This is a genomic window from Embleya sp. NPDC020630 (genome assembly GCF_044334985.1).
Classification (GTDB): Bacteria; Actinomycetota; Actinomycetes; order Streptomycetales; family Streptomycetaceae; genus Embleya.
The window spans coordinates 72,633-94,820 of sequence record NZ_JBIRUB010000029.1 but is presented as its reverse complement, the minus strand read 5'-3'; the positions used below and the strand labels follow the sequence as shown (position 1 = coordinate 94,820).

The window sequence follows — 22,188 nt, the reverse complement described above, 5'->3', positions numbered from 1 at the left end:
ACCCGACCCCTCATCCGCTCCGCCGCTGCCGGCCGGTTTTCGGTGAGCAACACACCTGCCTCACCGGCAGCCCCGAATCTCTGAGCCCCGCACGCCGGCGGCGGCTCACCATCGACTCTGGCCAGCCCCGGACCGGTCACCCCGCAGCCCAAGGCGGGACGTGTGCCGGGAATGCCCGACCCACTCGGGAGCGTCCGTCGGAGGACTCGGCCCGGCCCCTCACCCGCTCCGCTGCTGCCGGCCGGTTTTTCGCCGAGCAACACGCCTGCCTCGTCGGGAGCTTCGGGTCTTGGAGCCCCGCACGCCGGCGGCGGCCCACCACCGACTCTGACCGGCCCCGGACCGGTTACCCCGCAGCCCAGGGCGCGACGCGCGCCGAGAACACCCGGCCCACTCGGGAAGGCCCAACTGGAGGATTCTTGCCCTCCCCGCCCCCGTTGCCGGCCGGGTTTCGGGAATTCCGGGGCTTGGAGTCCCGGACGCCGGCGGCGGTACATCGTCGACTCGGACAGGCCCCCGCACCAGCTGACCGCGACCGCGAGCGCAGCGCATGCCGGGAGCGTCCCCGGGCCGGCGGCGGTCACTCACCCCAGGCCCGTGCCCCGCCCGCCACCCGGGGCGGGGTCCCGGACGGCGGGCGGGGTTGGGGGGCTTCCTCCTTTGTTGTCGGGCCTCCGTTGGCTTTGGGCTGTGGGTTAGGCCGTGGTTGTTCCCGTGGGGATTTCGGGGGTCAGGTGGGGCGGGACCCTTGTGTAGGAGTGGAATTCCATTGTGTAGCTTGCTCGGCCGGAGGTTCGGCTGCGTAGGTCGCCCACGTAGCCGAACATTTCGGCGAGTGGGACCAGTGCGGTGATCACCTTTGCGCCGGAGCGGTCGGTCAGGGACTCGACCTGGCCGCGTCTGGCGTTGAGGTTCCCGATGACGTCGCCCAAGTGGTCCTCGGGTGTGGTCACCTCCACCGCCATCACCGGTTCGAGCAGGGTCGGGCGGGCCAGTCGCGCGGCCTCCTTGAAGGCCAGTGAGCCGGCGATGCGGAAGGCCGTTTCGGATGAGTCGATCTCATGGAACGCGCCGTCGAGCAGGGTTACCCGCAGGCCGGTGAGCGGGTAGCCGGCGAGGACGCCGAGTTCCATCGCCGCTCGGCAGCCCGCGTCCACCGAGGGGATGAACTCCTTCGGGACGCGGCCGCCGACGACCTTGTCGACGAACTCGTAGCCGTCTCCCTCCAGTGGTTCGATGGCGATGCGGACCTTGGCGAACTGGCCCTTGCCGCCGTTTTGTTTGCGGTACGTGTAGTCGTGCCCGGGCACCGGCGCGCTCACCGTTTCGCGGTAGGCGACGCGCGGTCGACCCACCGAGGCGGCCACGTCGAATTCCAGCCGCATTCGGTCTACCAGTACCTCCAGGTGCAGTTCGCCCATGCCGGAGACGATGGTCTGCCCGCTCTCCCGGTCGGTCTTGACCCGGAAGGACGGGTCCTCCTCGGCCAGTCGTTGGATCGCGACGCCCAGCCGCTCCTGGTCGGCCCGGGACGCGGGTTCGATGGCCACCTCGATCACCGGGACCGGGAAGTCCATCGACTCCAGCACCACCGGGTGCGCCGGATCGCACAGGGTTTCGCCGGTGGTGGTCCGGCGCAGCCCCATCACCGCGACGATGTCGCCCGCGCCCACGGCGGCGATCTCCTCTCTTTTGTCGGCGTGCATGCGGTAGATCTTGCCCACACGTTCGGTGCGGCCCTTGATCGAGTTCTGCACCTGGTCGCCGGCGGTCAGGCTGCCGGAGTACAGCCGCAGGAACGTCAGCCTGCCCAGATGCGGATCACTCGCGATCTTGAACGCCAGTGCCGCGAGCGGCTGTTCGGGCGACGGTGTGCGGACGACGGCCGTCTCCGGCGCGCCCACCGCGTGGCCCTGGATCGCCCCCACGTCCAGGGGCGACGGCAGGTAGCGCGCCACGGCGTCGAGTAGCGGCTGAACCCCCTTGTTCCGGAAGGCGGTTCCGCACAGGACCGGCGTGACGGTGGGACCGTCGCCGCGACCGGAGGCGATGGTGATCCGCCGGATCGCGGCGTGCAGTTGCGCCTCGGTGGGTTCGGTGCCCGCCAGGTACGCCTCCATCATCGCGTCGTCGTGCTCGGCGACCGTCTCGAGGAGCCGTTCGCGCCATCGGCGGGCGTCCGCGAGGTACGCGGCCGGGATGTCGACGTCGTCGTACGCCTCGCCGAGTCCGGTGTCCGCGGACCAGACCAGGGCACGCATCCGGACCAGGTCGACCACCCCGCGAAAGTCCGCTTCGGCGCCGATCGGCACCTGTACGACAATGGCCACCGCGCCCAGTCGTTCGCCGATCATCTCGACGCAGCGATGGAACTCGGCGCCGTTGCGGTCGAGTTTGTTGACGAAGCAGATTCGGGGTACGCGGTAGCGGTCGGCCTGGCGCCACACCGTTTCGGACTGCGGTTCGACGCCCGCGACGCCGTCGAACACGGTGACCGCGCCGTCGAGGACGCGCAGGCAACGTTCGACCTCGATGGTGAAGTCGACGTGTCCCGGTGTGTCGATGAGGTTGATCCGGTGTGCGACGCCGTCGAGCGTCCAGTCGCAGGAGATCGCGGCGGAGGTGATGGTGATGCCGCGATCGCGCTCCTGGGGCATCCAGTCGGTGGTCGCCGCGCCGTCGTGCACCTCGCCGATCTTGTACGAGACGCCCGTGTAGAACAGGATCCGCTCGGTGGTGGTGGTCTTGCCCGCGTCGATGTGGGCCATGATCCCGATGTTGCGGACGGTGGCGAGGTCGAGGTGGCGTGTGGTTCTGGTCATGACGGCCTGAAGCCCTCTCTCATGTCTCATACGAAGGGGTGCAACGGGTGGTGCCGAAATCCGGGCAGCACACGGCGATCCGTCGACTCCGTACGGGTGTTCGCACACCACGCACGGGGCAGCGGAGAGCACCGGTGGGCACACCGGGATGGATGGCGAACAGCCGCCGTAGCCGGTCGTGTTGCGACCGGGCACACCCCATCGACCCATGGGCGCACCGCGCGCGCAGGGTTCGACGGCACCGGGCAGGCCGAAGGAGGGCGGCATGACGGTATGCCGAACCGCTGCGGCGCGAGGGCGCGGCATCGGCGGATCGGTGGGGGATCGGCGTGCGACGGGCGGAGCCGGAACGGATCGGACTCGGCGCGCGGCGGCGGCCTTTGGGTCGGCTCGGAGGCGGTGGCGATACGGCCGCGCGTCGGCGGGTGGATCGACGGTCGCCGACCCACCTACTACCTACGGCCGGGACCGTTTCCGGTCACGACACAACGACGCTACGACACGACGACGCAACGACCTACACCAGCGCAACAGCGCGAAAGTGCAGCCGTGCGATGACGCGACAACGCAACCACTCGTCAATGCGTCGACACGACCACGCGCTACGGCGCAGAACGCGGCTCAGCCGCGAGGCGACCCGGAGCGATCGGGCCAACGGCCCTTCCACGGCTCCCGGTTCGACGTCGGATGGGCGCTCCGCGGTCGGGTGCCGAACGCGTGGCGTCGCGCACCGATTCGCTTGAACGTGACATCCATGCGCCCACCGTAGATCACGAACTCGCTCGCGGTCATCTGGATTTCCGGCGCCCGGTTCAGACCAGGTCGCGCATCCGCCGGATCGGGCTCGCGCCCAGCACCACCGGAGTCAGCAGCGCGACACCGAACATCGTGCCCAGCGCGCCCCGATTGCCCAGCCACGTGGCGGCCAGCCCTGCGGTCAGCGCCCCGAACGGGATCGCGCCCCAGGACACGAAGCGGACCGTGGCCATCACCCGAGGCAGCAACTCCGGCGGGGTCACGGTCTGTCGGTGGGTGCGGGTGATGATGCTCATCATTACGACCGCGGCGCCGAACGCGGTGTTGGCGGTGGCGAAGACGAGCAGCCCGAGCCCGTGGCCGGCGAACGGCATGCAGCCGACCGCGACGGGCGTCAGCAGCCCGGCCCCGATCAGCGTCCGGGCGCTGCCGAAGCGGGCGACCAGGCGCGTGGTCAGCGCGGCGCCGATCAGGCTGCCGACGCCCTCGGTCGCGATCAGTACGCCCACCAGCGCGGTCGGTGCGTGCAACGTGCGCACGAGCAGGGCCGGGACGAGCGCCATCAACGCCCCGCAGACGAAGTTCACGGCCGTCACCGCCGTGACGCACGGCCGGATCGCCGGATGCCGGCGCACGTAGCGCAGGCCCTCGGCCATCCGCGTCCGCAACGAGGGGCCGCCGTCCGAGGGCACCTGCCGGGCCGGGCGGGGCAGCGTGCGCAGCAGCACCGCGGAGAACAGGTAGCTGACCGCGTCCACCAGCAAACCGCTCGCCGCGCCGCACAGTTGCACCAGTACGCCGGCGAGCGACGGGCCGCCGAGCCGGGTGGCGGCGACCGAGCCGGAGGTGAGGCTGTTGCGGGACGTCAACTCCTCCTTGCTCACGATCGACGGCAGCAGCGCCGAGTTGCCCACATCGAACACCACGCTCGCCAGGCCGATCACGAACGCGACCACCACCAACTGCCACAGGCCCAGTACGTCCAGCGCCCAGGCGATCGGGACGGAGGCGATCGCGACCGCGCGCACCACGTCCATCGCGACCTGGGTCCCGCGCAGCGGCAGGCGCTGCACGATCACCCCGGCGGGCAGCCCGATCAGGATCCAGGCGGTGTACTGCGCGGCGGTGATCAAACCGACCTGGAGACTCGTCGCGTGCAGGCCGCGAAGCGCGATCAGCGGCAGGGCGACGGCGGTGACCGCGTCCCCGGCGTGGCTGATCGTCAGCGCGGCCCAGTAGCGCCAGAACGCGCCACCCCCACCGACCGGCCCGCTCCCACGACCCGAACCGACCGGCGCCTCGCCGCTCACCGCGCCCGAACCGCCGGCCGACCCGCCACTTGAACTGCCGCCCAAACCGCCCGCCGTCCCTCCGCCCGCCCCACCCGCAACCGCGCCGCCGGCCCCACCCGCCCCACCCGCAACCGCGCCGCCCGCAACCGCGCCAACCACCGCCCCCGCCGCCCCCGCCAACCCCGCCGCATCCACGTCGCCCGACATCCGCACCCCCGTGCCCCGCAGCCATCAAGTGAGTAACCAATAGAAACTCACTATAGTGAGCGCATCGACGCAGGCAAGACGAGGTGACATGCGATACACCGATCTGGCGGACGCCGACTGCGCCATCACCCAGGCGCTCGGCGTCGTCGGCGACTGGTGGACCCTGCTGCTCGTGCGCGACGTGGCGGCCGGCGTACACCAGTTCGGCGCGCTCCACGAACAGGTCGGGATCAGCCGCAAGGTGCTGGCCCAGCGGCTCAAGGCCCTGGTCGAACACGGCGTGCTGGAGAAGCGGCTCTATCACCCGCACCCGCCGCGCTACGAGTACCACCTCACCGACGCCGGGCGCGGCCTGCTCCCGGTCCTGGTCGCCCTACAGAACTGGGGCACGCGGTTCGTGCTCGGCGACGGCACGCTGACCGCCACCGGCGAGGCCGACTCGGCCGAGGCCCGCCAGGCGCACGCCCTGGTCGGCACCAAACTGCCCGCGCTCACCCTCCGCCCCGCCGCCGCGCTCGAGGTCAGCGCCACCGCCCCCGCCACCGCCGAGCGCGTCGACCCGATCGCCGACACCCCGTGGACGGTCCTGTACTGCTTCCCCGGCGCCTACGCCCCCGGCGTCCAGGGGCATCCCCCCGGCTGGGACCAGATCCCCGGCGCCCCCGGCTGCACCCTGGAATCCGCCACCTACCGCGACCGCCTCGCCGAATTCGCCGCCCGCGGCGCCACCGTGCTCGGTGTCAGCACCCAACGCCCCGACCAATTGGCCGCGTTCGCCGCGCACGCGAACATCCCATTCCCGCTCCTGTCCGACGCCGACCTCGAACTGGCCGCAGCGCTACGCCTGCCCACCTTCCGAGCCGCGGGCGTCGACCGCCTCAAGCGGCTCACCCTGCTCCTCGACGACACCCGCACCGTGCGCGGCGTCCTGTATCCGCTCCCCGACCCGGCCGGCTCGGTCGCCGACGCGCTGGCCCTGATCGACGCCCGAACCCGCCCCACGCCCCCCGCCGGGTAGGAGACACCGGCTCTACCTCGGGGCGGACCCGCAACCACCACCGACACCTGCGGCCTACTGCCCACGCAGGACGTACAAGCCGAACGATCCCCCTAGTCTCGCGGCATGCGACCACGATCCTCGCGAGCGTCCGCATGAGGGCGAACTCGCCACGCAGGCCACGATTTCGGTACCCATCGCGCGGGCGCGCACGCGACTCGACAGCGCTCGCGACGATCCTCGTCGGCGCGAGCGTCGTCGTGCTCGCCGCCGCGCCCTCCGCACGTCCCGTAGACCTCGCCCGCTTCGCAGACCCTGCTCGCCCCGCCCAGACCGACCTCGCCGCCGCCCCGACCCACCCGATCGCCTGGCATCCGTGCCCCCAGGACCCCACCGCCGACTGCGGCGCGCTCACCCTGCCCGTCGACTGGAGCAAACCGCGCGGCGAGACCTTCGAGATGGCCGTGGCCCGCCGCAAGGCGACCGACCCCACCCGCCGCATCGGCTCCCTCGTGCTGAACTACGGCGGCCCCGGCTCGCTCGGCGTCGACGACGTGGTCGGCACGTACAAAAACTTCTTCTCGGCGGAGATCGACGCCCGGTTCGACCGGGTCGGCTTCGATCCGCGCGGCTGGGGCCGCAGCGCCCCGCTCGACTGCCCGCAGGCCGGCCCCCGGCCCACCGCCGACCCCACCACCGCGGCCGGATTCGCCGTGTTCGCCGCCGACAACCGCCGACTGGCGAACGGTTGCCGGGTCGGCACCGGCCCGCTGTACGACCACCTCGACACGCTCGCCGTGGTCCGCGACATCGACGCGCTGCGGGCCGCGCTCGGCGACGCGCGACTCAGCTTCTGGGGCGTGTCCTACGGCACGCTGATGGCGCAGCAGTACGCCGAACTCTTCCCGCACCGCTTCCGCGCCCTGGTGGCCGACAGCAACATGGACCACTCGATCGACGGCGCCGAATTCCTGGAGTCCGAGGCCGCCACCGCCGAGGACTCCTTCACCGAATTCGTGAAGTGGTGTGCGGGCAGCACCGATTGCTCGCTGCACGGCCGCGATGTCGAGGCCCTGTTCGAACGGCTCTACGCCCGCGCGCAGGCCGGCACCCTGTACGTGCCCGGCGACCCGACGCACGGCCTCGGGCCGGACAACCTGCTGTCGGGCGTGCAGTTCCTGATGTCGTACCTGAAACACGATCCCGCCGAGACGCTCGCCGTCGCCCGGAAGCGGGTCGCCGACCTGCTCGCGGGCATGGACGCCGCCCCGCCGCTGCTCGCACCGCCCCCGCCGTACGTCCCCGACCTCGACGCCCGCACCTCGCAGGCCGTGCTCTGCTCCGACTGGAGCCTGGACATCCCCGACCCCGACGCGCTCGCCGCCGTGGACCGGCGGTCGAAGGCGCTCGCACCGCACATGCGCCGCAACATCCAGGCCTGGAACGCGATGACGTACTGCCTGGGCCGACCCACCTCCGTGACCAACCCGCCACACCCCTACCGGGTGGCCGGCAGCGCACCGATCCTCCTGGTCAACAACCGGCACGACCCGCAGACGCCGCTGTCCTGGGCCGTACACGCGGCGCGACGGATCCGCGGCGCGACCCTGGTCACCGTGGCCGGCTGGGGGCACATGAGCTACGACAAGAACCGCTGCGTGGCGGCGGTCACCGACCGCTATCTGATCGACCCGCGCATACCCGTGCCGACCACCCACTGCGCACCCGACTGACCGGGCGCGGCACACCGAGGCGACCCGCCCCCGCTACAACCCCATCCGGCTCACCCGCGCGGACAGTTCCGCCGCCGACGCGCGGACCGCCGTGACATAGTGCGGCACCTGCTCGTCGGGGATGCGGTGGGACAGCGCGGCGATGCTGACCGCCGCGACGATCGCGCCGTCCTCGCGGTGTACGGGGGCGCCGATGCCGAGCAGGTCCGGGTCGAACTCGCCGCGGGCCACCGCGTAGCCCCGGGCCCGGATCCCGGCCAGGCGTACCCGCAGTTCGTCCGGGTGGGTGATGGTCGCGTCGGTGAAGCGCGGCAGCGGGCGGGCCAGTACCCGTTCGATGTCGGCCTCGGGCGCCCACGCCAGCAGGGTCAGCGCGGCGGCGCCGGCGTTGACCGGGAACACCTGGCCGCGCTCGTAGGACAGGCGCAACGTGTGCAGCGCCTCCTCGCGCTCCAGACACACCACCGAATCGCCGGTGCGCCGGGTGAGCAGCACCGGCTGGCCGACCGCGAGCGCCAGTTCGCGCATCACCGGGCGGGCCAGTTCGGACAGCCCGACCCCCTTGCGCGCGAGCCGGGCCAGGTCGAGCACCCGCGGCCCGAGCCGAAAGCCGACACCGCCGTCGTTCTCCTCCAGGAAGCCGTTGGCGGTCAGGCTCTGCAGATAGCGGTACGCGGTGGACCGGGCCACCCCCAGATGCCCCGCGACCTGCGACGCGGTCAGCGCGAGCCGGTCGTCGCGGAACAGCAGCAGGATGTCGAGGGCGCGGTCGGCCGTGGAGTTGCGCCCACGATGGCCCGACCCATGGTCGGCGTCCCGGGGGGTGGTTCCTGGCATCCGGGAACGCTATCAGGGGCCGCCGACACGGGCCGGGGACGGCTGCCGGCACCCGATCCGGGCCGCGCGGCGAGGGGTCGAAAAACGGCCGCCCGCAGCCGCGCTCTCACTCAGGTCCGGACAGCAGCAGTTCCGCCCAGATCGTCTTGCCGTCGGTGGTGTAGCGGGTGCCCCAGCGCTGGGTGAACTGGGCGACCAGGAACAACCCGCGCCCGCCCTCGTCGGTGGTCCGCGCGTGCCGCAACCGGGGCGTGGTGCTGGTCGCGTCGGACACCTCGCAGATCAGCGTGGCGTCGCGGATCAGCCGCAGCCGGATCGGCCCGGAGGCGTAGCGGATGGCATTGGTGACCAGTTCGCTGACCACCAGTTCGGTGGTGAAGGCGATCTCGTCCAGCCCCCATTCGGCGAGCTGCCGGCCCGCCAGGGTGCGGGCCTCGGCGACGAAGGCGGGGTCGGCCGGGAGGTCCCAGGACACCACCTTCGAGGAGTCCAGCTTGCGGGTGCGCGCGATCAGCAGCGCCACGTCGTCCTGCGGCGGATTCTGCGGGAGGATGCCGAGCACCGACCGGCACAACTCGTCCAGCGGCCGGTCGGGGTCGGCCAGCGAGGCGCGCAGCCGGTCCATCCCGGACTCGACGTCACGATCGCGCCCCTCGACCAGGCCGTCGGTGTAGAGCACGAGCAGGCTGCCCTCGGGCAGTTCCAGTTCGGTCGCCTCGAACGGCAGTCCGCCCAGCCCGAGCGGCGGCCCGGCGGGCAGGTCCGGGAACTCCACCGTGCCGTCGGGGTGGACCAGCGCGGGCGGTGGATGCCCGGCACGGGCCATCGTGCACAGCCGGCTCACCGGGTCGTAGACCGCGTACAGGCAGCTCGCGCCCAGCGCGGTGGTGTCCACGCCGCCCTCGCCGGTGCCCTCTTCGTCGACGAACCGGATGACCAGGTCGTCCAGGTGGGCGAGCAGTTCGTCGGGGGACATGTCCAGGTCGGCCAGGGTGTGTACGGACGCGCGCAGCCGGCCCATGGTCGCCGCCGCGTGCATGCCGTGCCCGGCCACGTCGCCGACCACGAGCGCGACGCGCGCGCCGGACAGCGGGATCACGTCGAACCAGTCGCCGCCCACCCCGGCCCGGTCGTCGGCGGGCAGGTAGCGGCTGGCCACCTCGACCGCGGTCTGCCGGGGCAGTCCGTGCGGGAGCAGGCTGCGTTGCAGGGCCAGCGCGGCGGCGTGTTCGTGGGTGAAGCGGCGCGCGTTGTCGATGCACACCGCGGCGCGGGAGACGAACTCCTCGGCCAGGATCAGGTCGTCGCTCTCGAACGGGTCGGGGGTGTCGCGGCGGAAGAAGTGCGTCACGCCGAGGATCGTGCCGCGGGCCCGGATCGGTACGACCATCATCGAGTGCAGGCCCACCCGGCGGGTGCGGTCGGTGGAGACGCGGTCCTCGGCGAGCCACGGCAGCAGGTCCGGATCCAGGAGCGGTTCGAGTACGGCCTTGCCGTCGACCAGGCAGCGGGCGCCGGGGGAGTTGCGGGCTACGGGGGCACGTTCGCCGATCCGGGCGATCGACTCGACGAGGTCGTCGTCCACGCCGCCGTGCCGGCCCTCGCGCACCGAGCGCTGGCCGACCCGGATCAGGTCGGGGTTGGCCCGGCGGACCGGGCCGGGCTCGGGCTCGACGCCGCTGAGCACCGGTTCGAGCAGGTCCACCGCGACGAAGTCGGCCAGGTCGGGGACGGCGACGTCGGCCAGCTCCTGGGCGGTGCGCGCGACGTCCAGGGTGGTGCCGATCCGGGCGCCGATGTCGCTCAGCAGGGCCAGCCGTTGCCGGGCCCGCCATCGGTCGGTGACGTCGATGACGAGGTAGCAGACCCCGGCCGGGCGCCCTTCGCTGTCCTCGAGGCGGAAGAACGAGGTCGAGTAGGCGTGCACGTGCTCCGGATCGCCGGCGGTGCGGCCCTGGTACTCGTGGTCGATCAGCGGCACCCCGGTCGCCAGGACCTCGCGCATCCGCGCCTCGATGTGCTGCGCCGGCAGCCCGGGCAGCGCCTCGCTGAGCCGCCGGCCCAGGCGTTTGTCGCGCGGGATGCCGCCGCGCTCCTCGAGATGGTCGTTGATCCATACGCAGCGCAGGTCGCGATCGACCACCGCCATGCCGATGGGGGCACGGTTGAGCAGATGGTCGAGGAGTGCCCGGTCCGCGCCCCAGGGCACGGCGGAAGAGGCGTCGCCGGCGTCGTCGGCACCGGCGGTGTGCGGTGTGCCCATCAAGCCCTCCTGTCCTCCTCATTCCATGGTCGCGCGTTTGCCGCTCAGCGCAGATCGGCGACGGGTCCCGTGCCGGGGGCGGGGCCGGGGTTCGGGAGGGCTCCCATGGCCGGGGCGGGTCCGGCGTTTGCGGCGGGGCCCGCGTTCGGAGCGGACCCCATATCCGGGATCGGTCGCAGTCGGCGGGTCAGCAGTACGGCCACGTCGTCCGCGCGCTCGTTCAGTCGGCCCGCGTCGCGCAACATGCGGTCGGCCACGTCGGAGAGGCCGGCGTCGGCGGCGTGTGAGAGGGAGGCGCGCATGCGGTCGATGCCCCGGTCCAGGTCCACGCCGACCTCCTCGACGAGGCCGTCGGTGTACAGCGCCAGGACCGAGCCGGGCTCCAGGGCCATTCGGGTCACCGGATATTCGGCGGCCCGGTCCACCCCGAGCAGCGGGCCGCCGGGCAGTTCGACCACCCGGGTACGGCCGTCGGCACCGCGCAGCAGCGGCGGCGGATGTCCCGCCCGGACCGCCTCGGCCCGCCCGCTCGCCGGGTCCAGTTCGATGTAGCAGCAGCTGGCGAACAGGCCGGGATCCAGATCGGCGAGCAGCCGATTGGTACAGCTCACCACCTCGTCGGGCCGCTGCCCCCCGGTGGCGAACGCTCTTACCGCGCTCCGCAGTTGGCCCATCGTGCCGGCCGCGGCCACGCTGTGCCCCTCGACGTCGCCGATCACCAGGGCGACCGCGCGGCCGGTGTCGATCACGTCGTACCAGTCGCCGCCGATCTCCATGCCCTGGGTGCCGGGCAGATAGCGGGCCACCACCTCCAGGTTCGGCAGCGTCGGCAGCCGGTGCGGGAGCAGTGCGTGTTGCAGGCCCCGGGCGAGGGCGAATTCCGCGTCGTAGAGCCGGGCCCGCTCCAGGGCCTGGGCGATCAGCCCGCTCAGCGCGGTGAGCACCGAGCGCTCCTCGGGGGTGAACGTGTGCCGCCGGTCGAAGCCGAGGATGCAGCTGCCCACCGCCCGGTCGGAGGCGATCAGCGGCAGGAAGGCCCACGCGGACATCTCGTCCAGCGGGATCCCGGGATACGCCGCGGTCAGCTCCTCCGCCGACTCGATGAAGATCGGTACACCCCGGGTCAGCGCCTCCACGCCGGGCAGCGCCGCGTCCAGCGCGACGCCCTCGAAGCTATCCAGGAACCCCTCGGGGTAGCCGCTTTCGAGGGCCAGGAAGAAACGTTTGTCGCGGACCACGTAGATCGCCAGCTCGCGGCCGCCGAACGCGGGCAGGATCTGATCGGCGACCACCTCGCACACCTCGCCGACGGACACCGCCTCGGTGAGCGAGCCGGCCATTTGGAGCACGTGGTAGATCGCACCGAGCCGGGGCGGGGCGGCCTCGGTCTCCGGCGCTCCGGTCGGGCGGGCGGCCTCGGCGTCGTCCGCCGCCTCGCTCGCGCCGGGCGGCGGGGCGACCGGGACCACCTTGCCGGTCAGGCCGTACGGGTCGGGGTAGAGCGAGAACGACAGCCAGCGGTCGCGCGGGGTGCGGGCCAGGAACGAGCCGGGTTGCTGGGAGAGCATCGCGGCCCGGTAGCGGTCCTCGTACGCGGGGTCGGCGAGCCACGGCAGCGCGTCCCAGGGGGTGTGGCCGAGTACGTCCTCCAGGCGCACCCCGAGCAGGTCGGCCAGGTTGCGGCTGGCGTAGGTGACCCGGCCCTCGCCGTCGAGCGAGAAGACGCCGTCGCGCAGTCGCTCCACGGCCTCCGCGGCGGCGGCTCCGGTGCCGAGGTCCAGGACGGCGCCGACCAGGTGCCGGGCCCGGCCCCCGGTCTCGTCCTCGGGGATGCGCCCCCACACCTCCAGCGGCCGGCGCGTGCCGTCGGGGCCGGCCACCTGGAGGCGCCAGGCCAGTACCCGACCGGTCTCCACAGCCCGATGCGCGGCCTCGCGGAACTCGCGCCCGCCGCCGGAGACCACCCGCGCGGCCAGCGTGGCCGCGCGGCGGTCGAAGTCGGCCGGGGCGATGCCGAACAACTCGCACAGTTCCTCGTCGGCGTCGAAGTCGCCGGTGGTCACGTTCCAGTCGAACAGGCCCACCCGGATCAGCGGGAAGGTGTCGGTGGGCAGCAGGGTCACGGTCGGCGGACCGTCGTAGGCGATGTCGGTGCCGGGACCGCTGCGGGCGCTCAGGGCGTTGCCGAGCCGTTTGGCCGCCGCGCGCAGGCGGCGCCTTCGGGCGGCCGGCAGCCCGCGCCCGGGGGAGGCGGGCCACATCAGCGTGACCACGCCGAACGTCTCGCCGCCGTTGCCGTTGCCGCGGACGCGGATCGGGGCCGAGGCGGAGGCATAGGCGTACGGCATGCCGAGCGCCAGCTGCGGGAAGCGCCGCATGGTGTCGCCGTCGTCGGCCAGGAACACGATGCGGCCGGTGCGGTACGCCTCCGGCGCGGGCAGCGCGCCCGTGACCGGGACCCGGCTCCACGGGCCGAGCAGGGACACGGCCAGGCCCGCGACCTTGGCGAGGACCAGCGAGCGGCGGTCGGGCGAGCGCAGATAGACCACTCCGGCGTAGGCCCCGGTGGCCTGCACCGCCGCGTCCAGGCAATTGGAGCAATCGGCCAGAATCCCGTCGACGTGGTCGTTACGATCGGCGCCGCTCCGGATCAGGGGCAGGGAGAGGGGCCCGGTATGGGCCCCGTGACCGCTTCCGCTCATCGGCGCCTCCCTCGTCCCGTCCGGCGCAGCGACCACTCCACGGGTCGCGCGCACATAGTCTCGGAGTACGCCTGCCCGGAATCAATGTCAAACGGGCAAATGCATACAGATTGAACAAGCCCCGACTCCGCCGGCAACTCGACCCCGCCCCCACCGGAAGCCCGGTCACCGCTCCACCCAGGTCACGCCCACCCCGCCGGACCTTTCCCCGCCCCCGCCGGCCCGCCCGGCCCGCCGGGTCCGGCTCGGCCTGGCCCGGCGGTTGCCTGGTTCCATTCGGCCCCACCTGATCCCCGCCCGATCCGCGCTTGGCCGCGCTCGACCCTTGCGCTTCCCGCTCGGCCTCCGCCTGGCCCCGCTCGGCCTCCGCCTGGCTTTGCCTGGCTTCGCTCGGTTGCGGTTGGGCCCGTGTGGGCTCTGGGGGTGGGTTGTTTGGGTGAAAGCCGGGGCCCGGTGGGGCGTGTCGGCGTAGGAGGGGTGGGTGAGGACTGCACCGTTGTAATGTCCCATTTTCAGGTGATACGACCTAAGTCGTTCGCCCTCATCGTGGAGTGCCCATCGTGATGCCATCCCTACGCAGTTCGACCACCCGACTCCGGCGGCCGACCGTCGCGGCGATCGCGCTGGGCGCCGCCGTGTTCGCCGGCGCCGGCCCCGTGTACGCGTTGCCCCTGGCACCGGGGGACAACGGTGACGTCAAGGTGCACTCGATCACCACCCCGCCGACCGACCAGCGGGACGAGACCAAGGTGTGCCTGTTCAATCTGGCGGCGTTCAACTTCGACACCGTGCAGCAGGTCACCTACACGATCGCCGCGCAGCCGCCGAAGGCCGACGGTCCCGTCCTCGGGGGATCCATCACCCTCATCGACGGCACCGGACACACCGGGACCCTCACCCTGCCCAACGGCCAGTACAAGCTCGTATGGACCTTCGCCGGCGAGAACGGGACGGGCAAGCAGAAGGTCTTCAAGGTCGACTGTCCTCCGGGGACGACCGGCGGCGTCACCACGGCCGGCAGCACCGGCGGCAGCACCGGCGGACGTCCGGCCGGCAGCGTCAACGCCGGTGGCGGCGGCGGTGCCTCGACGTTCGACGCGGGCGAGGTGACCGTCGGCGCGGTGGTGGCCGGTGCCGCCCTCGCCGGCTTCGGGATCCACCTCGTCCGTCGTCGCCGGGCCACGGGCGATGGCACGTCCTGACACACGGTCGGCGCACCGTAACCGTCGCTCCGGCCCGCTGGCGGCCGGAGCGACCGCGCTGGCGCTGATCGCCGGATTGTGGTTGGTCCACCACGGTTCGGGGGACGGCGGCGTCGAACGGCCGCCGGCTCCCGTCGCGGACGTGGCCGCCGTCCCGCACGCCCGGGTGCCCGCCGACGGGCCGCGCCGGGTGGACGCCGCACCGCTGCCGGAGTCGGTGCCGGTCAGGATGCGGATCCCGGCGATCGGCGTGAACGCGCCGATGGGCACGCTCGGCACCGGTCCGGACCGCCGGCTGGCCACCCCGCCGGTGGGCAACAGGAACCTGGTCGGCTGGTATCGCGACGGGGTCGCGCCGGGGGCTCGCGGCAACGCCGTCACCGTCGGCCACGCGGACACCCGCTCCGGCCCGGCCGTGTTCTTCAAGCTCGGCCTGCTGCGTGTCGGCGACCGGATCGAGGTCCAGCGCCGGGACCGCAAGACGGCGGTGTTCAGCATCGACGCCGTCCGGTCCTTCCCGAAGGACGCCTTCCCGGACGACGTCGTCTACGGCACCACCGACGCCGCCGAACTACGCGTGATCACCTGCGGCGGCCACTACGACAAGCGCACCGGCTACGCCGCGAACGTCGTGGTTTTTGCCCACTTGACCGCCACTCGATAGCCCGCTTCCAGCTCCTGGTAGCCCCTGAGGCCCCCATGCCGACCCGCACTCACGCCCCCGTGAGGCGGGATCGGGAAGGGAGCGGGTCGTGGGCTCAGGTGGTCGCCTTGCGGAACCAGGACAGGGTTTTGGCGATCGCCGTCGTGTGGGGGGTTGGGGGGAGAGCGCCGAAGGTGTCGGTGAAGCTGGTGGAGTCGACGACGAAGGGGCGGTCGCGTTGGTACCAGGTTTCGCCCAGGGCGCGCACCGTCGGGTTCACCAGGCCCAGTAGGCGCTGGGCGGTGTGGTTCACCGCTGCGGACTTGCCGGGGCGGCCCACTTCCGCGAACAGCAGGTCGAGGAACTGTTTGCCCGTCAGCGGCTCGGCTGTGGGTACGTGCCAGGCCCGGCCGTCGGCTCTGGCGTCCTCGCCCAGCACGGCCAGGCCCTTGGCGAAGTCGGGCAGGTAGCTGAGCGAGTGCGGCTGGTCCAACGAGCCCACCCAGCGCACCACCTTGCCCCGCACCGCGGCGCCGAACACCGTCTCGCCCACCGTGCTGTTCACCCCGCGCGGCCCGAAGTAGTCGGAGGCCCGCCCGATCGCCACCCGCAGTTCGCTGGCCTCGTGCGCGGCCAGCAACGACCGTGCCATCGTGGCCCGCACCCGCCCCTTGGGGTTCTCCGCGGCGTAGGGCAGGTCCTCCGTCATCGCGCCGCTCACCGGCCCGTACATGTAGAGGTTGTCGGCGAACACCAGCTTGGCCCCGGCCGCCGCCGCGCCCCGGCGGATCGCGTCGGTCAGCGGCGGGAACTCGCTCACCCAGGCCGTGTAGGCCGGCGCCGCGCAGTGGTACACCACCGCGGCCCCGGCGCACGCGGCGGTCGCGCCGTCCGGCGTGGTGACATCGCCGCGCACCACCTCGACGCCCTCGGGCACGGTGAGCCCGCCGCTGCGGTTGACAGCCCGGATCCGCCGGCCGCGAGCGTGCAGTTCGTCGACGAGTGTGGCGCCGACGGCACCGCCGGCGCCGAGGACCACGTGCAGTTCGGACGCGGTGGACATGTGGACTCCCGAGAGTGGCCCCGACGCGGCGGCGGACGACCCGTCCCGGCGAGGGTGACTTTGATTACAGCGTTATGTAACAGCGTTGCGTTACAGTTGTCAACATGGGACGGCCACGTACGCGCGATTGGGACGAACTGCGTCGCGCATTGATCGACGCCGCCGGTCGACTGCTCGCCACCGAGGGTCCACAGGCGCTCAGCACCCGGCGGGTCGCCCACGAGGTGGGCGCGTCGACCACCGCCGTCTACAACCTCTTCGAGGACAAGGCGGGCCTGCTGCGCGCGATGTTCCTGGACGGCTTCGCGGCGCTGGAGGAGCGGTTTGCCCGGGTGCCGGTGGACGGCGACCCCGAGGCCGACCTGCTCGCCCTGGGCCACGCCTACCGCGCCGCGGCCCGGGCCAATCCGCACCGCTACGACCTGATGTTCGGCCGACCGATCGCCGAATTCCGCCCCGACGAGGCGGACCTGGCCCGGATCGGCGGCACCCACGACACGCTGCTGCGCGCGGTCGCCCGCTGTGTGGACGCCGGCCGGTTCGGGCCCGCCGACCCGGCGGACATAGCCGCCCACATGAGCGCCCTCGTCCACGGGTTGGCCAGTCTGGAACTGCGCGGCGCGCTGGGCGACGAGGAGTGCGCCGACCGCCGCTGGCGCCTGGCCCTGGAGGCCGCCTGTCGCGGCCACCACCCCGAGCCGGCCGGGTAGGCGGGCCGACCGAACCGAAGCCGAATAATCCGGTCGCCGTTGTCGGTGGGCTTGCCTACGCTCGTCCTATTACCACGCGACCTCACCTCGGGGGAACCCTCATGAGCATGCCGAATTACACCCAGGACCCGCTGGTGCGCCTCGACCGCCACCAAATCGAGTTCACCACCTACCCCGGCGACCACCACGCACTCGGTTTCGTCGCCACGCGCGCCAAGTGCTCGTGCGGTACCTGGGAGTCCAACCGTCCCTGGGCGCGCGCCGATCACCTGCGGGCGTTCGGTCGGCACATGGGCGACGTCCAGGTCATCGCGCACACCGTGCCCAGGGAGTACGAGCGCCTGGCCGTGGTGCCTTTGCGCTGCGTCGACGCCGAGCACGCCGCCGCCGTGGTCCGCGAGTGGCCGGAGCCACAGGACGCTGAACACGGCCTGTTCCGACGCGAGGAAACCATCTACATCGCCTACGGGGACAGCGAGTTCCCCTGCTCCGTCGCGGTCTGGGCACACCTGCGCGGACACGTGAGCGACGTCTACGCCGGCCGCATGTTGCGCGATGTGGCCTGACCCGGCCCCGCGTCCGGCTTCCCGCCCGGTTTCGCGACCTGTGGATAGGCTGCACGACATGCGTTGACGCCTGCCCGCGCCCCGGGCACCCCCGTGACTCCTTCGGACCCGCACGAAACCCGGATCTTACGAAGGAGACAACCGAAATGACCACGTCGACACCCCTCGACGTCCCCGACACGTTCGCCGCGGCGCACGGCGGGACCGCCGCCGGTCGCGCCTGGATCGCCGCGCTGCCGACCCTGGCCGCCGACGTCATGGACCGCTGGTCCCTACGTCCGGACGGCCCCGCCGCCCACGGCATGGCCGCCGTCGTGCTTCCGGTGACCCGCGCCGACGGTACGCCCGCCGTGCTGCGGCTCCAGCAGGTCGCCGAGGACAACGCCGGCGTCGTGCCCGGCCTGCGGGCCTGGCGGGGCGACGGCATCGTGCGCCTGCTCGACCACGACCCGGACACCGACGCCCAACTCCTCGAACGCCTCGACGCGACGCGCACGTTGGCGGCGCTGCCCGACGACGCCGTCGCCACGCAGACCCTCGCCGAGTTGATGGCCCGCCTCGTCGCGGTGCCGGCGCCCGCCGGGATGCGCCGACTGGCCGACATCGCCGCGGCCATGCTCGACGACACACCCCGCGCGGTGGCGGCGCTGGCCGACCCGACCGAACGCCGGCTCGTGCGCACCTGCGCGTCGGCCGTGGCCGAACTCGTCGACGAACCCGGCGATCGCCTGCTGCACTGGGACCTGCACTACGACAACGTCCTGGCCGGCGAGCGCGAGCCGTGGCTGGCCATCGACCCCGAACCGCTGGCCGGCGACCCGGGCTTCGACCTGTGGCCCGCCCTGGACAGCCGCCTGTCCGAGGCCGTCGCGACGGGCGAGGTGGCCCGTACGGTGTATCGCCGCTTCGACCGACTCACCGAGGTGGTCGGCCTGGACCGACAACGCGCCGTCGGCTGGACCCTCGGCCGGATCCTGCAGAACGCGCTGTGGGACGTCGAGGACGGCAGCACCGCCCTCGACCCCGCCCAGGTCGCACTCGCCGAGGCCCTGCTGCGTCGTTAAGCCGTGTCCTTCGCGCGGAACGGGCCGTCCAGGGCCGCCCATTGCAGCAGCATGATGGTCTTGGCGTCCGCGATCCGGCCGTCCCGGATCATCGCCAACGCCTCGGTGAACGGCAGTTCCAGGGTGTCGATGTCCTCGCCCTCGGCGGCAATCCCGCCGCCGAGGCCGGCGGCCGTGCCGGGGCTGTACGGGGCGGCGAAGAAGTGCAGCCGCTCGGTGACCGAACCCGGGCTCATGTAGACGTCGAAGACGTGTTCGGGCGTACCGACGACGTGTCCGGTCTCCTCGGCCGCCTCACGGCGGATGGCCTCCTCGGGGGCGTCGCCGTCGAGGAGGCCGGCGGCGGTCTCGATCAGGAAGCCGTCCGGGTGCTCGTTGACGTAGGCGGGCAGCCGGAACTGGCGGGTCAGCAGCACCGTGCGCTGCTCCACGTCGTAGAGCAGGATCGTGGCGCCGTCGCCCCGGTCGTAGTTCTCGCGCTGCTCGCGGCTCCAGTGACCGTCGGCATGCCGGTAGTCGAAGGTGGTCTTGCGCAGCACATACCAGTCGCAGGACAACACCTCCACGTCGTGGATCCGCACCCTCGGGTTGCGGGTGAGGTCGCGGCCGTAGCGGTCGAGGCCGGTGCGACCGCGCCGGTCGGGGGTGTCGATGCCGTCGGTCATCGGATGACCTTTCGTCTCGTGCAGTGCAGTGCAGGGCAGTGCCGTGGAGAGGAGTGAGGCGGGGGCGGGGTGTGACGAGGTGGGTCCGGGTGGTCTGATCGGGGTGCCAGAATGCCGGCCGGGCTTCGGGAGACGTGCGGTGGCATTCGGTGGCCAAGAGTTTCCGGGGGCCTGTCTATAGTCGTTAGTGAGATGACTGACTCGGTGCAGAAGAAGAGCCGGAGCCGGGCCGACGGCAGGCCCGGAAAGCGGGAGCGGTTGGTCGCGGCGACCGCGCAGGTCGTGTATCGGCAGGGGGTCGAGCGGACCACACTGGCCGACATCGCCGCCGAGGCCGACGTGCCGGTGGGCAACGTCTACTACTACTTCCGGACCAAGGACCAACTCGTCGAGGCCGCCGTCGGCGACCACGAGCGGCGGCTGCGCGAACTGATCGCGGCCCTGGCCGAACTGCCCACCCCGCGCGAGCGGTTGCGTGCCCTGGTCGAGGGCTGGGTGGGGGAGCGCGACCTCGCGGTGCGGTACGGGTGCCCGTTCGGCACGCTGGTGTCGGAGTTGGACAAGCGCGAGGACGAACCGGCTCGGCTCGCCGCCGACGTCATGCGGCTGCTGCTGGACTGGGCCGGGGAACAATTCCGGGCGATGGGGCGCGGGGACGACGCGCGCGAGTTGGCGATGGCCCTGGTCGGCGCGTACCAGGGCATGTCGTTGCTGACCAACACGCTCCGGGATCCGGAGATCATGGTCGTGCAGGGGGCGCGGCTGCTGGAGTGGATCGACGGGTTGGGCGAGGGGTAGCGCACGCGCCAGGGGCGTCGAGAAAAGTTTCGCCGGTCGTGTCGATCCGGCCGTCTCCCGTTCGTCGTTCTGGTGTGCGGCAGGCCGGCCCGGGCTGCCGGGCGGGACACCATCGGACAAAACGGGAGTCGGACCATGAAATACATGTTGCTGATCCACAGCGGTGCGGTCGACGCGGAGGGCGGGGCCCCCGAGTGCGGTGTCGAGGAGTGGATGGCCTACGACAAGGAAGTCAAGGACGCGGGCATCTTCGTGTCCGGGGAGTCGTTGGCTGACCTGGTCACCGCGACCACGGTGCGGGTCGGCGAGGCCGGTGAGCGGATCGTGACCGACGGGCCGTTCGCGGAGTCCCGGGAGGTGTTGGGCGGGTTCTACGTGATCGACGTGCCGGATCTGGACGTCGCGCTGGACTGGGCCGCGCGGTGTCCCGGGGCGCGGGGCAGCGGCGCGATGGTGGTCCGGCCGATCGCCGACTTCTCGGTCTGACCGCGATGGACGAGCGAGCCGCCGGCCCCGACGAACCCGGGAGGGCGGGCGTGGACGCCTCGGTGGAATCGGTGTTCCGCGAGGAACGGGGCCGGTTGCTTGCCTCCCTCGCGCGCCGCTTCGGTGATCTGGACCTGGCCGAGGAGGTCGCCTCGGAGGCGATCGAGGCCGCGCTGGTGCACTGGCCGGTCGACGGCGTACCGACGCGCCCCGGCGCCTGGTTGTTGACGACGGCCCGGCGGCGGGCGGTGGACCGGCTGCGTCGGGACCGGACGTACGCCGCGCGGCTGGCCGTGTTGCAGGTGGAGGCGGATCGGGCCGATCCGGCGCCCTCGGCCGACGCCGACGGCGAGTTGCCCGACGAGCGCCTCCAGCTGTTCTTCACCTGCGCGCATCCCGCCCTGCCCGCCGAAGACCGCGGGGCGCTGACGCTGCGCTGCCTGGCCGGGCTGACCACACCCGAGGTGGCCCGCGCGTACCTCGTGCCGACCGCGACCATGGCCCAGCGGATCGTCCGGGCGAAGAAGAAGATCCGCGAGGCCCGCATCCCGTTCCGGGTGCCCGGCGTCGACGAGTTGCCGGCCCGGTTGCCGGGTGTGCTCCAGGTGCTCTACTCGATCTTCACCGAGGGGTACGCGGCCAGCTCGGGGCCGACGTTGCAGCGGTCGGACCTCGCGGAGGAGGCGATCCGGCTGGCCCGGATCCTGCGCCGGCTGCTGCCCGCCGAACGGGAGCCGGCCGGGCTGCTCGGGCTGATGTTGCTGATCCACGCGCGCCGCGCGGCGCGGGTCGACGCGGCCGGGGCACTGGTGTTGTTGGCCGATCAGGACCGGGGGCGGTGGGACCGGGCGATGATCGAGGAGGGCCGGGAGCTGGTCCGGGTGGCGCTGACGGGTGGGCCGCCCGGGCGGTACGGGGTGCAGGCCGCGATCGCCGCGCTGCACGACGAGGCGGCGGATCCGACCACGACGGACTGGCCGCAGGTGGTGGCGCTGTACGACGTGCTGTTCGCGCTCACGCCGTCGCCGATCGTGGCGCTGAACCGGGCGGTGGCGGTGGCGATGCGGGACGGGCCGGAAGCGGGGTTGGCGCTGCTGGACGCGCTGGCGGACGAGCCGAGGTTGCGGGGGCATCATCCGTATCCGGCGGCGCGGGCGGAGCTGTTGTACCGGTGCGGGCGGTTCGCCGAGGCGGTGGTGGCCTATCGGGAGGCGTTGGAGCACGTGGGCTCGGATCCGGAACGGGCGCATTTGTTGCGGGCGCTGGCGGCGGCGGAGGCCGGTTCGCGGGACGGGTGAGCTTCGTCCGGCGCGGCTCGGGCGGGTGGCGGCGGCGCCGGCGCGATCATGGAGGCGCGGTCGGGCTCGGCCGTCCCGGGCGGG

The 22,188-nt window shown here is 72.5% G+C and carries 17 protein-coding genes; 10 read left to right on the top strand and 7 right to left on the bottom strand.

The features are described from left to right. Window positions 1–695: 695 nt before the first annotated feature. Complete coding sequence (fusA, locus tag ACH4XV_RS43930; RefSeq protein ID WP_395799421.1) at window positions 696–2,822, bottom strand: elongation factor G; 2,127 nt, start codon at window positions 2,820–2,822, stop codon at window positions 696–698. A gap of 812 nt (window positions 2,823–3,634) precedes the next feature. Continuing rightward, window positions 3,635–4,888 carry an MFS transporter gene (locus tag ACH4XV_RS43925; RefSeq protein ID WP_395799419.1) on the bottom strand — a complete coding sequence of 418 codons (1,254 nt, stop codon included), beginning with the start codon at window positions 4,886–4,888 and terminating at the stop codon, window positions 3,635–3,637. Between the two features lie 277 nt (window positions 4,889–5,165). On the opposite strand from ACH4XV_RS43925, the gene ACH4XV_RS43920 reads away from it, so the two are divergent. Both ACH4XV_RS43920 and ACH4XV_RS43915 read left to right on the top strand, forming a co-directional pair. After that, window positions 5,166–6,095 carry a winged helix-turn-helix transcriptional regulator gene (locus ACH4XV_RS43920; RefSeq protein WP_395799417.1) on the top strand — a complete coding sequence of 310 codons (930 nt, stop codon included), beginning with the start codon at window positions 5,166–5,168 and terminating at the stop codon, window positions 6,093–6,095. Window positions 6,096–6,334: 239 nt separating this feature from the next. Beyond that, a complete protein-coding gene (locus tag ACH4XV_RS43915; protein ID WP_395799415.1) occupies window positions 6,335–7,807 on the top strand; it encodes an alpha/beta hydrolase in 1,473 nt (490 codons plus the stop codon). Window positions 7,808–7,840: 33 nt separating this feature from the next. Here the strand turns inward: ACH4XV_RS43915 and ACH4XV_RS43910 are convergent, their stop codons facing one another. From ACH4XV_RS43910 to ACH4XV_RS43900, 3 genes are all read right to left on the bottom strand, one after another. Next, complete coding sequence (locus ACH4XV_RS43910) at window positions 7,841–8,644, bottom strand: IclR family transcriptional regulator (protein WP_395799413.1); 804 nt, start codon at window positions 8,642–8,644, stop codon at window positions 7,841–7,843. A gap of 106 nt (window positions 8,645–8,750) precedes the next feature. Then, window positions 8,751–10,907, bottom strand: a complete 2,157-nt coding sequence (locus tag ACH4XV_RS43905; protein WP_395799411.1) for a SpoIIE family protein phosphatase — start codon at window positions 10,905–10,907, stop codon at window positions 8,751–8,753. Window positions 10,908–10,951: 44 nt separating this feature from the next. Then, on the bottom strand, window positions 10,952–13,609 hold the full coding sequence (locus tag ACH4XV_RS43900; RefSeq protein ID WP_395799409.1) for a SpoIIE family protein phosphatase: 2,658 nt from the start codon (window positions 13,607–13,609) through the stop codon (window positions 10,952–10,954). A 563-nt stretch (window positions 13,610–14,172) separates the two neighbouring features. Here ACH4XV_RS43900 and ACH4XV_RS43895 point away from each other — a divergent pair. Further along, window positions 14,173–14,811, top strand: a complete 639-nt coding sequence (locus tag ACH4XV_RS43895) for a hypothetical protein (RefSeq protein ID WP_395799429.1) — start codon at window positions 14,173–14,175, stop codon at window positions 14,809–14,811. Continuing rightward, window positions 14,798–15,475, top strand: coding sequence for a class F sortase (locus ACH4XV_RS43890; RefSeq protein ID WP_395799407.1), 678 nt, complete (start codon window positions 14,798–14,800; stop codon window positions 15,473–15,475). The genes ACH4XV_RS43895 and ACH4XV_RS43890 overlap by 14 nt, the downstream gene beginning before the upstream one ends. 94 nt (window positions 15,476–15,569) lie before the next feature. Here ACH4XV_RS43890 and ACH4XV_RS43885 read toward each other — a convergent pair whose 3' ends face one another. After that, window positions 15,570–16,517, bottom strand: coding sequence for an NAD-dependent epimerase/dehydratase family protein (locus ACH4XV_RS43885; protein WP_395799405.1), 948 nt, complete (start codon window positions 16,515–16,517; stop codon window positions 15,570–15,572). 104 nt (window positions 16,518–16,621) lie between these two features. Between ACH4XV_RS43885 and ACH4XV_RS43880 the strand changes: the two genes are divergently transcribed. The 3 genes from ACH4XV_RS43880 to ACH4XV_RS43870 all read left to right on the top strand — a co-directional run bounded on the left by ACH4XV_RS43880 (window position 16,622) and on the right by ACH4XV_RS43870 (window position 18,857). Next, window positions 16,622–17,227 carry a TetR/AcrR family transcriptional regulator gene (locus tag ACH4XV_RS43880; RefSeq protein WP_395799403.1) on the top strand — a complete coding sequence of 202 codons (606 nt, stop codon included), beginning with the start codon at window positions 16,622–16,624 and terminating at the stop codon, window positions 17,225–17,227. Window positions 17,228–17,328: 101 nt separating this feature from the next. Continuing rightward, window positions 17,329–17,793, top strand: coding sequence for a hypothetical protein (locus tag ACH4XV_RS43875; RefSeq protein ID WP_395799401.1), 465 nt, complete (start codon window positions 17,329–17,331; stop codon window positions 17,791–17,793). A gap of 146 nt (window positions 17,794–17,939) precedes the next feature. Then, window positions 17,940–18,857 (top strand): aminoglycoside phosphotransferase family protein, encoded by a 918-nt coding sequence (locus ACH4XV_RS43870; protein WP_395799399.1) that lies wholly within the window; start codon window positions 17,940–17,942, stop codon window positions 18,855–18,857. Here the strand turns inward: ACH4XV_RS43870 and ACH4XV_RS43865 are convergent. Beyond that, window positions 18,854–19,522, bottom strand: coding sequence for an NUDIX domain-containing protein (locus ACH4XV_RS43865; RefSeq protein ID WP_395799397.1), 669 nt, complete (start codon window positions 19,520–19,522; stop codon window positions 18,854–18,856). The genes ACH4XV_RS43870 and ACH4XV_RS43865 overlap by 4 nt on opposite strands. A gap of 192 nt (window positions 19,523–19,714) precedes the next feature. On the opposite strand from ACH4XV_RS43865, the gene ACH4XV_RS43860 reads away from it, so the two are divergent. The 3 genes from ACH4XV_RS43860 (at window position 19,715) to ACH4XV_RS43850 (ending at window position 22,104) form a co-directional block, all read left to right on the top strand. Next, window positions 19,715–20,320, top strand: coding sequence for a TetR/AcrR family transcriptional regulator (locus ACH4XV_RS43860; RefSeq protein WP_380003739.1), 606 nt, complete (start codon window positions 19,715–19,717; stop codon window positions 20,318–20,320). 135 nt (window positions 20,321–20,455) lie between these two features. Then, a complete protein-coding gene (locus tag ACH4XV_RS43855; protein WP_395799394.1) occupies window positions 20,456–20,806 on the top strand; it encodes a YciI family protein in 351 nt (116 codons plus the stop codon). 5 nt (window positions 20,807–20,811) lie between these two features. Beyond that, the gene (locus tag ACH4XV_RS43850; RefSeq protein WP_395799392.1) at window positions 20,812–22,104 is read left to right on the top strand and encodes an RNA polymerase sigma factor; all 1,293 of its coding nucleotides are present in this window, start codon (window positions 20,812–20,814) and stop codon (window positions 22,102–22,104) included. Window positions 22,105–22,188 lie beyond the last annotated feature (84 nt).

Excerpts from the sequence above, each read along its gene's own strand:
- ACH4XV_RS43850 (WP_395799392.1), top strand. The coding sequence starts at position 20,812 with ATGGACGAGCGAGCCGCCGGCCCCGACGAACCCGGGAGGGCGGGCGTG.
- ACH4XV_RS43875 (WP_395799401.1), top strand. The coding sequence starts at position 17,329 with ATGAGCATGCCGAATTACACCCAGGACCCGCTGGTGCGCCTCGACCGC.
- ACH4XV_RS43920 (WP_395799417.1), top strand. The coding sequence starts at position 5,166 with ATGCGATACACCGATCTGGCGGACGCCGACTGCGCCATCACCCAGGCG.
- ACH4XV_RS43870 (WP_395799399.1), top strand. The coding sequence starts at position 17,940 with ATGACCACGTCGACACCCCTCGACGTCCCCGACACGTTCGCCGCGGCG.
- ACH4XV_RS43860 (WP_380003739.1), top strand. The coding sequence starts at position 19,715 with ATGACTGACTCGGTGCAGAAGAAGAGCCGGAGCCGGGCCGACGGCAGG.
- ACH4XV_RS43895 (WP_395799429.1), top strand. The coding sequence starts at position 14,173 with ATGCCATCCCTACGCAGTTCGACCACCCGACTCCGGCGGCCGACCGTC.
- ACH4XV_RS43905 (WP_395799411.1), bottom strand. The coding sequence starts at position 10,907 with ATGGGCACACCGCACACCGCCGGTGCCGACGACGCCGGCGACGCCTCT.
- ACH4XV_RS43910 (WP_395799413.1), bottom strand. The coding sequence starts at position 8,644 with ATGCCAGGAACCACCCCCCGGGACGCCGACCATGGGTCGGGCCATCGT.
- ACH4XV_RS43865 (WP_395799397.1), bottom strand. The coding sequence starts at position 19,522 with ATGACCGACGGCATCGACACCCCCGACCGGCGCGGTCGCACCGGCCTC.
- ACH4XV_RS43855 (WP_395799394.1), top strand. The coding sequence starts at position 20,456 with ATGAAATACATGTTGCTGATCCACAGCGGTGCGGTCGACGCGGAGGGC.
- ACH4XV_RS43885 (WP_395799405.1), bottom strand. The coding sequence starts at position 16,517 with ATGTCCACCGCGTCCGAACTGCACGTGGTCCTCGGCGCCGGCGGTGCC.
- ACH4XV_RS43890 (WP_395799407.1), top strand. The coding sequence starts at position 14,798 with ATGGCACGTCCTGACACACGGTCGGCGCACCGTAACCGTCGCTCCGGC.
- fusA (WP_395799421.1), bottom strand. The coding sequence starts at position 2,822 with ATGACCAGAACCACACGCCACCTCGACCTCGCCACCGTCCGCAACATC.
- ACH4XV_RS43880 (WP_395799403.1), top strand. The coding sequence starts at position 16,622 with ATGGGACGGCCACGTACGCGCGATTGGGACGAACTGCGTCGCGCATTG.
- ACH4XV_RS43900 (WP_395799409.1), bottom strand. The coding sequence starts at position 13,609 with ATGAGCGGAAGCGGTCACGGGGCCCATACCGGGCCCCTCTCCCTGCCC.